This is a genomic window from Bosea sp. 124 (assembly GCF_003046175.1).
Taxonomy (GTDB): domain Bacteria; phylum Pseudomonadota; class Alphaproteobacteria; order Rhizobiales; family Beijerinckiaceae; genus Allobosea.
The window spans coordinates 1,123,415-1,136,111 of record NZ_PZZM01000001.1; the positions used below are offsets into that span (position 1 = coordinate 1,123,415).

General features: G+C 66.7%; 14 protein-coding genes. 9 read left to right on the forward strand and 5 right to left on the reverse strand.

The annotated features are described in order from the left end of the window. Positions 1-181 precede the first annotated feature (181 nt). The 3 genes from C8D03_RS05400 to C8D03_RS05410 all read left to right on the forward strand — a co-directional run bounded on the left by C8D03_RS05400 (position 182) and on the right by C8D03_RS05410 (position 2,788). Entirely contained in the window at positions 182-1,087 is a 906-nt protein-coding gene (locus C8D03_RS05400) for a S1C family serine protease (RefSeq protein WP_108045341.1), read from the forward strand. A gap of 337 nt (positions 1,088-1,424) precedes the next feature. Beyond that, positions 1,425-1,682 carry a hypothetical protein gene (locus tag C8D03_RS05405; protein ID WP_108045342.1) on the forward strand — a complete coding sequence of 86 codons (258 nt, stop codon included), beginning with the start codon at positions 1,425-1,427 and terminating at the stop codon, positions 1,680-1,682. Beyond that, positions 1,670-2,788 carry a metallophosphoesterase gene (locus C8D03_RS05410; RefSeq protein WP_108051238.1) on the forward strand — a complete coding sequence of 373 codons (1,119 nt, stop codon included), beginning with the start codon at positions 1,670-1,672 and terminating at the stop codon, positions 2,786-2,788. Before C8D03_RS05405 ends, C8D03_RS05410 begins: the two co-directional genes overlap by 13 nt. 317 nt (positions 2,789-3,105) lie before the next feature. On the opposite strand, the gene C8D03_RS26600 is transcribed toward C8D03_RS05410, so the two are convergent. Then, positions 3,106-3,345, reverse strand: a complete 240-nt coding sequence (locus C8D03_RS26600) for a hypothetical protein (protein WP_146170095.1) — start codon at positions 3,343-3,345, stop codon at positions 3,106-3,108. On the opposite strand from C8D03_RS26600, the gene C8D03_RS27110 reads away from it, so the two are divergent. Beyond that, positions 3,265-3,432, forward strand: coding sequence for a hypothetical protein (locus C8D03_RS27110; protein WP_465246465.1), 168 nt, complete (start codon positions 3,265-3,267; stop codon positions 3,430-3,432). The two genes, C8D03_RS26600 and C8D03_RS27110, sit on opposite strands and share 81 nt — an antisense overlap. A 128-nt stretch (positions 3,433-3,560) precedes the next feature. On the opposite strand, the gene C8D03_RS05415 is transcribed toward C8D03_RS27110, so the two are convergent. The 4 genes from C8D03_RS05415 to C8D03_RS05430 are packed head-to-tail and all read right to left on the reverse strand — an operon-like array spanning position 3,561 to position 6,719. After that, positions 3,561-4,322, reverse strand: coding sequence for an anti-sigma factor family protein (locus C8D03_RS05415; RefSeq protein WP_108045343.1), 762 nt, complete (start codon positions 4,320-4,322; stop codon positions 3,561-3,563). Beyond that, positions 4,322-4,825: an RNA polymerase sigma factor gene (locus tag C8D03_RS05420; protein ID WP_348981689.1), complete on the reverse strand. Its 504-nt coding sequence runs from the start codon at positions 4,823-4,825 to the stop codon at positions 4,322-4,324. Before C8D03_RS05420 ends, C8D03_RS05415 begins: the two co-directional genes overlap by 1 nt. Before the next feature lie 14 nt (positions 4,826-4,839). Beyond that, positions 4,840-5,316, reverse strand: a complete 477-nt coding sequence (locus C8D03_RS26605; protein WP_210203892.1) for a DUF305 domain-containing protein — start codon at positions 5,314-5,316, stop codon at positions 4,840-4,842. Between the two features lie 14 nt (positions 5,317-5,330). Next, a complete protein-coding gene (locus tag C8D03_RS05430) occupies positions 5,331-6,719 on the reverse strand; it encodes a YncE family protein (RefSeq protein ID WP_146170096.1) in 1,389 nt (462 codons plus the stop codon). 268 nt (positions 6,720-6,987) lie between these two features. Between C8D03_RS05430 and C8D03_RS05435 the strand changes: the two genes are divergently transcribed. The 5 genes from C8D03_RS05435 to C8D03_RS05455 all read left to right on the forward strand — a co-directional run bounded on the left by C8D03_RS05435 (position 6,988) and on the right by C8D03_RS05455 (position 12,655). Then, positions 6,988-7,386: a hypothetical protein gene (locus C8D03_RS05435; protein WP_108045347.1), complete on the forward strand. Its 399-nt coding sequence runs from the start codon at positions 6,988-6,990 to the stop codon at positions 7,384-7,386. A 280-nt stretch (positions 7,387-7,666) separates the two neighbouring features. Next, positions 7,667-8,794, forward strand: coding sequence for an ABC transporter substrate-binding protein (locus tag C8D03_RS05440; protein WP_108045348.1), 1,128 nt, complete (start codon positions 7,667-7,669; stop codon positions 8,792-8,794). After that, positions 8,791-9,834, forward strand: a complete 1,044-nt coding sequence (locus tag C8D03_RS05445) for a FecCD family ABC transporter permease (protein ID WP_108045349.1) — start codon at positions 8,791-8,793, stop codon at positions 9,832-9,834. Before C8D03_RS05440 ends, C8D03_RS05445 begins: the two co-directional genes overlap by 4 nt. Continuing rightward, positions 9,831-10,577, forward strand: a complete 747-nt coding sequence (locus C8D03_RS05450; protein WP_108045350.1) for an ABC transporter ATP-binding protein — start codon at positions 9,831-9,833, stop codon at positions 10,575-10,577. The genes C8D03_RS05445 and C8D03_RS05450 overlap by 4 nt, the downstream gene beginning before the upstream one ends. A 188-nt stretch (positions 10,578-10,765) precedes the next feature. Next, entirely contained in the window at positions 10,766-12,655 is a 1,890-nt protein-coding gene (locus tag C8D03_RS05455; RefSeq protein WP_108045351.1) for an AI-2E family transporter, read from the forward strand. Positions 12,656-12,697 lie beyond the last annotated feature (42 nt).

Genomic DNA, 12,697 nt, shown 5'->3' on the forward strand with positions numbered 1-12,697 from the left:
GTTCATGGCGTCATAACGTTCGGGTGCGCTGTGGCACCTTCCTCGTAGCGCCTCTGCCTCGCGGCTCGCCTAGGGTTACAACGCGACCGGCATGGGCCTTGCCACGGCCGAGGTAAGCCATACCTGAACGAAAAGGTTCCTACCGACCCTTCCATTCAAGCAGTCGCTTCAGGAGTAAGCCATGGACGTTTCCCAGGCATTGAAGTCGATCGTTGCAGTCCGCTCCACCGTTCCCGATGACGCATTCACGGCGTCCGCGTTGGGTACACGGAGGGAGGGCAGCGGCGTGGTCATCCGGGATGACGGGCTCGTCGTGACCATTGGCTACCTCATCACCGAAGCCGAAGAAGTCTGGCTGACGACCCAAAGCGGCCGCGTCGTCCCTGCTCACGCCCTCGCATATGATCAAGAAACCGGCTTCGGGCTGGTGCAAGCGCTTGGCGGGCTCGGCCTGCCCGCCGTGGAGTTCGGCGATGCGAACGGGGCCGAAGTTGGTGATGCCGTCGTTCTCGCCGACGGTGCCGGCCAAGCTGTGCGGGCCAACATTGTCGCGCGACAGGAATTTGCCGGCTACTGGGAGTATCTGCTGGAGAGGGCGATCTTCGTCGCTCCGGCTCATCCGTCCTGGGGCGGCGCAGCGCTCATCGGAGCGGACGGCAAACTTCTCGGCATCGGCTCGCTGTTTCTCCAGGTGGCCCAGGGCGAGGATGTCTCCGACGTCAACATGATCGTTCCGATCGATCTGTTGTCTCCCATCCTGAACGACCTACTGCGCGAAGGCAGCGTCGCGAAGCCACCTCGCCCTTGGCTCGGCGCGTTCGCGGCCGAGAATGACGGCAAAGTCGTCGTTATGAGCGTGGCGGAAGGCGGGCCGGCGGCGAAGGCGGGAATACGTCCCGGGGACGTCATATCGGACGTCCAGGACGGTGAAGTTGAAGATCTCGCCGACTTCTACCGAAAATTGTGGGCCACGGGCCCGGCTGGATCAGACGTTCCTATCAGGATAGTGCGCGATGGTCGCGAGGCGTGGGTCCGCGTCAAGTCGTCAGACCGCAGCAGTTTCCTCAGGAAACCCTCTCTCCAATAGCGGTCCCCCGCAACCAGTAGGACCTATCGCGCGCAACCCAACGCCCGCTCCTCGCGCAGAAGCGCCGTAACCATCCGAGGTTGTGCCGGGTTCAGCGGCACGCGGATCGGCTTGTTGAGACGATCGTCCACGTCAATCCCGGGCGATTGGCAGGCTGTCACACCTTAACAATGATTCTTTGGATCACATGCTGGCCGACGCTGGGCGAATTTAGCCTAAAAAAAAATTGCCGCTCCCTAGCGATCACGCGAGCGCGTTTCACTCGGATGCTCAGGGATGGGTCTTGCGGCTGAAATGCGGATCCCCATTTCGCCGCCACGCAACCGAGACCACACACATGCCGAACTTCCGCTTTCCCGGCGTCTTGAATTCGCAGGAACTCCTCGTTGCCGAGGCGATCCAGGCGAGAGCCTGGCAAGTGATCTGGGATGGGGGCCACTACATCGACGAACGGGCCGATCGAGCCAAGCTCGGCGGCATCGTGGTGCGGCTCATGTCGGATCGCTCGAAATCGATTAGCGACCTGGCGTCGGCCGCCGTCGCAGCGTTCAAGAGGCAGCACGGAAAAGATGGAGATTGTTCATCTTCCACCTGATCCTTGCAACTCCAAGCCTATTTGTCCTCGCTCGCTGGCTCTGGCCGTTATCGCTGCCATGGTGGGGAGCGGGCCCAATCGCGCTGCTGCTGATCTTCGTGTCGCAGTATCACTACTGGAGCCGGCTTTCGTCGGGCTCGGTTTTTGCGCCCGAGTTTCCTCGACCCGTCGTCATTCTGTTCAACTGGGCTTTTGGCACCATCGCGCTGCTCGCCGTTCTGCAGTTCCTGCTCGACCTCGGCACGCTGACGACCATGGTGGCGCGGCTGAGCATAGTCGCCGTACCGGACGTCGTTCGTTATGCGATCGCTGGCTTGGCCGCGCTTGTCGCTGCCTTCGGCGTTGCCAGCGCTCTACGTGTGCCACCCGTCAAGGACATCGAGGTTGCTATCCGCAACCTGCCGCCCGAGTTCGAGGGATATCTGCTGCTTCAATTGACGGATTTGCACATCAGCCGCCTGTTTCCAGAAAACTGGGCAAGGCACGTGGTCGATCGAGCAAACGCGTCCGCCGTCGACCTCATCGTCGTGACCGGGGACTTCATCGACGGCTCGCTGGCGATGCGTACTGCCGACGTCGAGCCCTTGCGCGATCTGCGTGCGCCAGACGGCGTCTACGCTATCCCAGGCAACCACGAATACTTCTTCGACTACGCGGCGTGGATGCGCCATCTCGCGGGCATGGGGATACACATGCTCGAGAACGCACATGTCGTTCTGAAGCGTGGTCACGCGGGAATCGTGCTTGCCGGCGTCACGGATGTTTCGGCCCGTTCGCATGGACATCCCGGCCCCGATCTCGCATCGGCACTGGCTGGTGCGCCGAACGATGCCCCGGTTATCCTGCTCGATCATCAGCCGAGGGGCGCCAAACAGGCTGCCGTGCGCGGCGTCGTGCTCCAGCTATCGGGACACACGCATGGGGGGATGACCTTCGGGCTGGACCGGCTCGTCGCCAACGGTAATGGCGGGTTTGTGCGAGGGCGTTATGAAGTTGGTGGGATGACGCTTTACGTCAGCAACGGCACCGCGCTGTGGCCAGGATTTGCGCTCAGATTGGGTCGGCCATCGGAGCTCACGCGCATCACGCTTCGCGGCTTGCTTTGACATAGCGGGAGCACGCGAATCCCCAGGATCGCCGACGCGGTCTGCCTAGAACATGCGACGCTCGGCAGCCCGGCCAAGCACGCGTAGCCCTTCCATTTGAGACCGACATTAGCGCATCCGGGTGACTTCTTGGAACTGGATTTCGAGCCCGTCTGTGCTATCAATTGCTGACGTTCGGCATTACCACTTCGCTTTGACACCCACCCACTGCGGACATCATAAAACGCGTTTAATTTCAATGCCTAGCAGCCCACGATGGAGGTTCGAGTCCTCTCCTGGGCACCACTCAGCTACCAGAGTGGTGGTTTGTCAGAGCCTTATCTGGCATCAATGGCTTGACCGAGCCCGAGTGATACAACCGGGTGGGCCAGATGGTTCTTTTGATGTCGCGTCCGCGCGGACACCCCTAAGCTGACGTCCAACAGTTCCGCAAGACCATGCCGGCGGTTCTGCGCGCTCTCGTCGGCAAGGGCGAAGTGATTCGATCCCTGAGCGTCAAGGACCGGGCTGAAGCCAAGCGACTTCATGCCAAGGTCGCGACCGAGGTCGCGCGGCATTGGCTCGCTCTCGGGTCCCGGCGCAGCGCCCGAGTGCCAAACGGCACGCAATGCTGCCCCCCGGTCGGCGCCCAGTATCGCCCCTGATGAGCTGAGGCGTTCAGCCGACGGCGGAGCGGAGCGGGTATGGCTTGCCGCAGCCGCACGGGCTGTGGGGCGTAGGGGCGCCTTGCTCCGAGCCCGCAGGAGTCGACGGGGCTCTCAGCAGCCCTGGCTCAACGGCCAAAAAGCCGTTGAGCGGTGCGCTGCACGTAAGGGGACGCCGATGATCCCAGAACCGCATAGCCCAGTTCGCCGGTGAACCAGAAATAGGCGGTGACATCACCGTCCTGCCGCGAGCTCAGAGCCGCTTCGCGCGCACTGGCCAGCGTCTTGACATAAACCGCGATCCGCTCGCCCGTCGGATCGACGTAGACGAACATGCCGCCCGGCCCCTCGTCGCTGGTGAGAAGCCGCCCGCCGCGGAAGGCCAGGCCGATGCCCGAGAGGTCCGGCACGGCGATTTCGTGCCGGAGATGCTGCGAGATCATCTGCCTCAGAACCGCGGCCTGGGCCGCCGGAAACTCGACCGCCTGTCCAGCCTCCCCTGCGAAGGCGCGAAACGCCACCACGGCATCGGTCATCTGTGGTCGCGCCGCTACCCGGACGGGCTCCTGCCGGAACAGCACCGCGCCAGCGACGCCACCGACGGCAAACAGGCAGAAGCCGGCGGCCAGTTGCCGATAGCGCGAGCGCGTCAGAACCGCGCGCCGCTTCCGGATCTCGGACAGCCGCGAGGATGCGGGAATTGGTTCCGGGGGGCGACGCTGGGCAGCCGCCCGCAAGGCTCGGGTGTCTACCCGGTACTGCTCGGCGCGGCCTTTCAGTTCAGGCTCCGATGCGAGGAAGGCTTCCACCTCACGCTGCCGGTCGGGTTCGAGGCGGCCGTCGATATAAGCCTGGATGTCATCGTCGCCGATGGGACCTGCACGGGACATCACTTCAGTCTCCTGAACGTGGTGACGTTGCTACCCTCGAGTTCGGCGCGCAGCCGCTCGCGGGCGCGGCTCAGGCGCGACATCACGGTTCCGATCGGGACTTCGGTCACCCTGGCGACCTCCTCGTAGGTCAAGTCTTCCACCGCGACCAGCTGGAGGGCGATGCGCTGGTCCGGCGGCAGCCGTGACAGCGCCATGAGCGCATCGTCGAGATGGATTGCCTGGGTCTGGTCGCCCGAGGGGTCGGGCCGGTCGGGTCCATCCTCATCGACAAAGCGCGCGCGATCACGCTGTCGGCTGCGCGCGCTCGTCCGATGCAGGTTGAACAAGATCTGGAACAGCCAGGCCCTGACGCTACCGGGCTTTCGCAATTGCCGCCAGCGCGACAACGCCTGCAGCAGCGTATCCTGGACCAGTTCGTCCGCGTCGTCGACGTTCCGCGCAAGGGAGCGTGCAAACCGCCTCAGAGCCGGAATCTGGGCTTCGATATCGAGGTCGGACACGCTCCCGAGCATGATCACGGCCCCCGGTTGCCGGTGAGGGAGGGATAGTCCTCCACGCCGTTCCTGAGCGCTTCGAGGCGGCCGCGCATGCCCTGCATTTCGGTCTGCTGCCCGGCCAGGATGGTCTGTGCGATCTCCCGGACGAGCGGGTCGCGCCCATCGCGCAGCACGAGCCGCGCCATCTCGACCGCGCCCCAATGGTGCGGGACCATCATGGCGAGGAAATCGATGTCGGGATTGCCGGATGGCGGGTCGGCGTGCATGTCCTGCATCATCGTCTCCATGCCGACGTGCATTTCCTGGACGAAGCCGTCGTAGTTCAGCGTGGCAGGAGGGCGGACGCCAGCGGAAGTTGGGCCTGCCGGGCCGCGCGCCGCCCCGGGAGGGGCTCCGTGCCGGCCGTGGTCATGATGGGCAGCCTGTCCGGTGTGCTGGGCAGGCACCGGCCCGTCCATGATCCGCGACACCAATGCCTTTGGTGAGAAACGCATCGTCCGAACTCCTCTCACGCCGTCGCACTGCGTGCGCCGGGGCGCACATAGACGAGATTGATCGACTTCTTGTTGCGCAGCTTGCCAGACGGCAGATCGAGGGTGCCAAGCGGAATCTGCTTCAAGAAGCGCGGGCGCAGCGGCTCGCTGACATCGAACACGCTGCAGATCGTCTGCCCGGCATTGGGCGAATTGGGCAACTCGTCCAGTTCATGGGCGACGTAGAGCTTCGTGTTGGACGGGTCGGTCCAGATTCCGTGCGCCTCGCGACCATGGCTGAAGAAATGGCCGACGACGCGACGGTGGCCGGGAGGCGCGGACCTGTCGATGATGGCGATCCGGCTGGCGGCCCGCCCCTCCGGCCCGTCATCGTCGACCCGGGCGAAGGTGGCGTAGACGACATTGCCGCGCCCGTTGCGCACGAACTCGACATGGTTGGGGCGCGCCCGATCGCCGAGCGCCAGATGATCGAGGAGCTTGTGCTCCGCGCCCGCGTCATAGACCGAGAGGCCATCGGCGAGCTTCTGCGACATCCAGAACTCACCCCCATCGGGACTCATCTTCAGGAACGGCGCGAAGCCGAAGCGATCCTGCGCCGAGGTGTCGATCGTCGTCTTGCGTTCCGTCGTGGAAAAGCCCTGCGCGTCATATTTGACGTTGAGCACGTCGATGCGCGACATCTTCTGCGAGATCACGAAAGCGGTCTCGCCACCGGCCGAAAACCAGACCATCGCCGGGCCGGCCAGGACGGGAATGAAACGGCGGATCGCGGTGCCGCGCGGAACTTCGCCCGCCGACTCGGCCATGGCGCGCTGGACATCGATCACCGCGAGCCTGTTCTCGCCGCGGAGGGCGATCCAGATCTCCTTGCCGTTCCGGGTGAAGGTGGGCTCGTGCGGCTCGCGGCCGACCAGGATGCCGGACGTCAGGGACTCTGCGGTCGTCGTCGGGCCCGACTGCAGGTTCGGCTGGTTGCCGATGACCTTCAGCGTCACCGCATCGACGAGATAGAGGTTGCTCGTGCCGCGTCCGGCCGTCGCAAAAATACGCGAGTCCGGCGAGGGGACGCAGCCATGGATCGAGATCGCACCATGGTAAAGCGGCTTCTGGATCATCTCGCCATGGGTCGGGGTGACATTGCCCGTCACAAAGCGGAAGGGAGGTCGCTGATCCTCGTCGAAGCTGGTCAGGTTGACGGTCGACAACACCTCGTCCGACATCGGATCGATGACGCTCAGGGTGTTGGAGTCTTCGTTGGTGATGAAAACGCGGTCGCCCGCGCGCGGCCCCGACGGCACAGCGGGCGTCTGCGCGCGCGCCGCGGTCGAACCGAGGGCGACGATGGCGGCGGTCGCCTGGATCATGGCTCGGCGGCTGGGGTCATTGGCACGTCTGCTCGACATATCCTGCTCCATGGTTGCAGGAGTGAGATGTGCGCGGTGGTGATCTATTCCGTCGAAATTCCAGGCTCACGCTTCTGTGAAGCACACCGCCCGGAAGCAGACCGGCCCATCGGCAACATCGTTTTGGCTGAACGCGCGACGTCGCGGTTCATCCGACCGGCCCATCCGGCGCCGACACGACAGGCAAGGCCAGCCGGCCTTTCGGCTCCCGTCGTTGTCTCTTGATCGCGCCGCATTCGGTGCTATCGAAGAGGAAAGGAGGCCGCCTTTGTCCGCTTGGCGTCGCAGCAGAGCATCGAACCGTTGGGTCGCCATCGCCGCGGCCTATCTGCTCGTGCTCCAGGCGGTGTTCGCCGGGCTCGCCTCCGGCGCCCATGCGGCGGGCATGACGCTCGACCGCTCGCTCGCGATGACGCTCTGCGCACCTGGCGACATGCCGGCCGGATCGTCGTCCGATAATGGCGCGGCCGGCCATGACCAGATGACCTGCTGCGTGCCGGGTTGCGCCTCCTCCGGCAGCGGCGTGCCTCCTGCAGCGGCCGGCTTTCTTCCCGTCGTCCATCGCGCCATCGACCTGATCGCGTTTGCCCGGTATCTCGACGCCCCGCATGGCTATGTCGCCGGCCGGTCGCCGGCGAACCCGCGCGCACCTCCCTCCGCAGCCTGACCTGACCGCCCGGCGCCCTGCGGGGTGCAGCGGCGTCCTTGCGTCATTCGGAACCCGGCCGGCCCTGCGCTGATCGCCTGCGATCACGCGGTTCGTGCCGCAGCGCGGATTTCTCGCCTTGCCTCGTCATCCGCCGACGCGCCTCGCGTCGCGCTGCATCGTCGACCGGCCGATGCCTCGCCCGGCCGTGCGACCGCGATGCAGTCCGGAGGGCGTCGCCTCCGCGCTCCGAAGCCGATCCAGACCGACAGCCCTCCCGCATCCCTTTCCGGAGACCACCATGCGCCGCCCTCTCCTGTCCCTGCTCCTGTCCTTGCTCCCGGCCTTCGCCCTTCTGGCCAGTCCGTCCATGGCGCTCGCCGCGCCGACCGACGTCACCGACGCGCTCGGGCGCATAGTCACGGTCGAACTGCCGGTGAAGCGCGTCGCGGTGAACTTCAACTTCGAGGAGTTCACTGCCGTCGCCGGCGTCGAGGGCTGGAGCAAGGTCGTCGGCATCTCGCGCGCGCCCTGGGAGGGTTGGCGGCCGGTGATCTTCGACCGCTACAAGGCGGTGATCCCGAACCTCGCCAGCATGCCCGATATCGGCCATACCGACGATGGCAGCTTCAGCGCCGAAAAGATCATCGGCCTGAAGCCCGACGTGCTGCTGCTGTCGGAATGGGCCTACAGGGCGCTGGCGACGCAAGTCGGCCAGATCGAAGGCGCCGGCATCCCGATCGTGATCATCGACTACAACGCCCAGCTCCTCGAGCGTCACCTCGCCTCGACGCGGGCGCTCGGCAAGGTCATGGGCCGGGAGGCTCGCGCGGAGGAACTCGCCGGGCTCTACGAGCAGCAATACAACGACGTCCTCGCCCGTGTCGCGAAGGCCAAGGCCGCCGGCGTCAGGCCGAAGAAGGTCTATGTCGAGCTCGGCCAGGCCGGCGCCGACACCGTCGGCAACACCTATAACGGCACGATGTGGGGCAAGATCATCACCACGCTGGGCGCCGACAACATCGCCACCGGCAAGATCCCCGGCCCCTGGGGGCCGCTCAACGGCGAGGCCGTCATCGCCGAGAACCCCGATCTGATCCTGATGGCCTCGTCCTCCTGGGTGGGCAGGCCGAGGGCGGTGCGCACCGGCTACGACATCCCGGAAGCCGAGACCCGCGCCAGCCTGAAGCCATACGCCGAACGCGCCGGCTGGGCCGATCTCAAGGCGATCCGGTCGGGCGACATCAACGCCATCGAGCACGGGCTCGCCCGCACGCTCTATGACTTCGTGGCGATGCAATATATCGGCAAGCGACTCTATCCGGAGGCCTTCGCCGACGTCGACCCGGTGGCCTCCTTCAAGGCCTATCACGCGAAATACCTGCCTGTCGGCTACAGCGGCACCTGGATGCTGCCGCTCAAGCCATGACCGGCTCCGGAATCGTTACCGCGACCTATCGGCGGCTCGCCAGGCGACGCAGGCTCGCGCTCGCGGCTGGGCTCGCCGCTCTTGCAGTCAGCCTCATTCTCGACGTCGCGACGGGCCCGGCCTTCCTGCCGGTCTTCGCCGTGGCGCGCTCGGTCTTCGGGCTGGCACAGGATCGCACGGTCGATGCGATCGTCTGGTCGATCCGGCTGCCGGTCGCGCTGATCGCCCTCGTGGTCGGCGCGGCGCTGGGCCTGTCGGGCGCGATCATGCAGACGATCCTGAACAACCCGCTGGCGTCGAGCTATACGCTCGGGGTTTCGGCCGGGGCGGGGTTCGGCGCGGCGCTGGTCATCGTGCTGGGCGTCGCGCTGCCCGTGCCCGAGGCCTGGGCCATTCCGATGATGGCCTTCCTGTTCGCGGGGATCGCCTGCGCCGGTGTCTACGGCATCGGGCAGGCGCGCGAATCAGCGCCCGAGATGCTGGTTCTCGCCGGCATCGCGCTGCTCTTCCTGTTCCAGGCGCTGCTGGCGCTGCTCCAGTTCATCGCCTCGCCGGAGGCCTTGCAGCAGATCGTGTTCTGGCTCTTCGGCTCGTTGCAGAAGGCGAGCTGGAGCAAGCTCTGGATCGTCACGGCGGTGCTGATCGCCTGCATCCCGCCCCTGCTCGCGGACGCCTGGCGGCTGACGGCGCTGAAGCTCGGCGACGAGCGGGCGCGCGGGCTCGGCGTCGACGTCCGGCGCCTGCGGCTGCGCTGCTTTGCGCTGATCTCGGGCCTGACCGGGGTCGCAGTCGCCTTCGTCGGCACGATCGGCTTCGTCGGGCTGGTCGCGCCGCATGTCGCCCGGATGCTCGTCGGCGAGGACCAGCGCAGCTTCCTGCCGGCCTCGGCGCTCTACGGGGCGCTGCTGCTCTCGCTTGCCTCGATCGCCAGCAAGACGGTGCTGCCCGGCGCCATCGTGCCGATCGGCATCGTCACCTCGCTGATCGGCGTGCCGTTCTTCGTCTGGCTGATCTTGCGCAACCGGAGGGCTTTCTGGTGAGGGTCACGATCGAGGGTCTCTGCGTCCGTTATGGCACGACGACGGCCGTCGCCGGCGTCGATCTTGCAGCCGAGCCGGGAGAGGTCCTGGCCGTCATCGGCCCCAACGGCTCGGGCAAGTCCTCGCTGGTGAAGGCCGTCGCGGGCCTGGTCCGGCACAGCGGAACGGTCGGCTTTGGCAACGGGCCACGCAAGCCCGACCGCATCGGCTACATGCCGCAGGACATCGGCGGCCGCACGGCGCTGACCGTTCTCGAGACCGTGCTGCTCGGGCGGCTCGGCCGGCTCGGGCTTCGTGTCGGCCCGGCCGACCTGGCAGCGGTCGAGGCCGTGCTCTCCGAACTTGGGCTTACGGCGCTTGCGGCCCGCTATCTCGCGGAGCTCAGCGGCGGCCAGCGGCAGCTCGTCTTCCTCGCACAGGCGCTGGCCTGCGAGCCCGCCCTGCTGCTGCTCGACGAGCCGATCAGCGCGCTCGACATCCTGCACCAGCTGGAGGTGATGGAGATCGTGCGGCGGCAGACGACGGCGCGCCGACTGACCACGCTGGTCATCCTGCACGACCTCAACATCGCCGCCCGCTTCGCCGACAGCATCGCAGTGATGCGCGAGGGGCGTCTCCTGTGCCACGGACCGCCGGAGCGGGTGATCGGGAGCGCCATGCTGGCCGCTGTCTTCGGGGTCGAAGCGGCGCTGTCGACCGCTCCGGACGGCCGGCTGGTGGTGACGCCGCTCAGGGCGATCTGACGGTCGGGCGGGCAGGCGCCCGCAGCATGTCGGGCCTGCCGCGCCGGAGCGGGGCGGAACTTAGCTGACCCTGCCGGGTTCAGGCGCAGGAGCCGGCGGCGGCCTCCCTCGAACCGGGCGCAGGCGACGTGGCACGAAACCATCAATCCACGGGCTCCACCGATGCGCTGGCCCCCCGGCGGGTCGGCATGACCGATGGCAGCGGCGGCGGCCATCTCGGTAATGGCGCGACCGGCGCGCTGATCATCGCCGCGCTCTATGTCGGGCGCGAGGTCTTCGTGCCGGTGGCGCTGGCGATCCTGTTCAGCTTCGTGCTGGCGCCGCTGGTCAAGCTCCTGCAGAAGATCAGGATTCCGCGTGCCGTCGCGGTCATCGGCGTCGTCGTCCTGGCTTTTGCCGTCGTGGCCGCCCTGGCCATGGCCATGATCGGGCAGGCGACCCAGCTCGCCGCCGATCTGCCGACCTATCAGAGCACGATGCGCGAGAAGATCGCCTCGCTGAAAGGCGCCGGGCCGGGAACCGGCGTGTTGTCGCGCGCGGCCGATGTGCTGCAGGATTTGAGCAAGGAGCTCGACCGGCCGAAGGAACCCGCGCCTGCCCATCTGCCGGCACCGGCAGCGGAAAGCCGCCCGATCCCCGTCGAGGTGCATCAGCCGGCTCCCGGCGCCATGGAGACGCTCCGGGCCTTCCTGACGCCGCTGATCCATCCGCTGACGACGACCGGCATCGTCCTGATCTTCGTCATCTTCATCCTGCTGAAGCGCGAGGATCTGAGGAACCGCTTCATCCGGCTGACCGGCACCTATGATCTGCAGAAGACGACTGCGGCCTTCGACGATGCGGCCAAGCGGCTGAGCCGGCTGTTCCTGACGCAGTTGCTCCTGAATTCCGGTTTTGGCATCACCATCGGCACCGGGCTCTGGCTGATCGGCGTTCCGAGCGCGCTGCTGTGGGGGATCCTGGCCGCGATCCTGCGCTTCATCCCCTATCTCGGGGCGATCCTGTCGGCGATCTTTCCGATGGTCATCGCCGCCGCGGTCGATCCCGGCTGGACCATGCTGGCATGGACGGCGGCGCTGTTCCTCATCGCCGAGCCGCTCGCCGGCCATGTCATCGAACCCCTGGTCTATGGGCGCTCGACCGGCCTCTCGCCGGTGGCGATCGTGGTTGCGGCAACGTTCTGGACATGGCTGTGGGGTCCCATCGGCCTGGTCCTGGCGACGCCCCTCACCGTCTGCCTCGTCGTGCTCGGGCGCCATGTCGAGCGCCTCGAATTCCTCGACGTCCTGCTGGGGGACCGCCCTGCCCTGTCCGCCCCGGAAATCTTCTACCAGCGCATCCTCGCGGGCGATCCGGCCGAGGCCGCCGACAAGGCCGAGGAGGTCCTGAAGGAGCGCTCGCTGTCGGCCTATTACGACGATGTGGCGCTGGAGGGGCTAAGGCTCGCCGCAGCCGATGCTTCGCGCGGTGTGCTCGATGCGGAGCGCCAGGCGCGCATCCTCGACACCGTGCGCGAGGTCGTCGACGACCTGTCCGATCACGAGGACCGGGCGCCCGGCGTCGCGGATGCAACGCGAGATGCCGAAGCGGAAGCGGCCATCGACGAGACCGATGAGCGGGAGGGGGCGGCCGACCTGCCAGTGCTGGGCCGCGAGCAGCTTAGCAACGGCTTCGAAAGCGAGGACCGCGTCGTCTGCATCGCCGCCCAGTCGGACCTCGACGAAGCCGCCGCCCTGATGCTGGCGCAGATCCTGAACAAGCATGGCCTGCCAGCCCGCGTCCTGCCGCCCGATACGCTGTCCAGCGCGAAACTGGCGGCGCTGGCGCAGGCGGAGCCGGTCCTGATCTGCCTGTGCTATCTCGGCCGCTCGAGCGGCGCCCATATGCGCTACGCCGTCAAGCGCCTGCGACGGCGGATGCCGTCGGTGGCGATCGTGCTGGCCGCCCTGTCCGACGCCGATTCCGCCGATATGGCCGGCCAGGCTTCCCAGGCCGACGAGACCGCCTCGACCCTGCGAGGCGTCAGCAAGGCGTGCATCGCCCGCGCCTCCGCGACGCCGGCCGACAGGGCCGCCTGAGCGGAAGCCACGACCGGATGGATTCGCGGCTCGGGGGCTCGG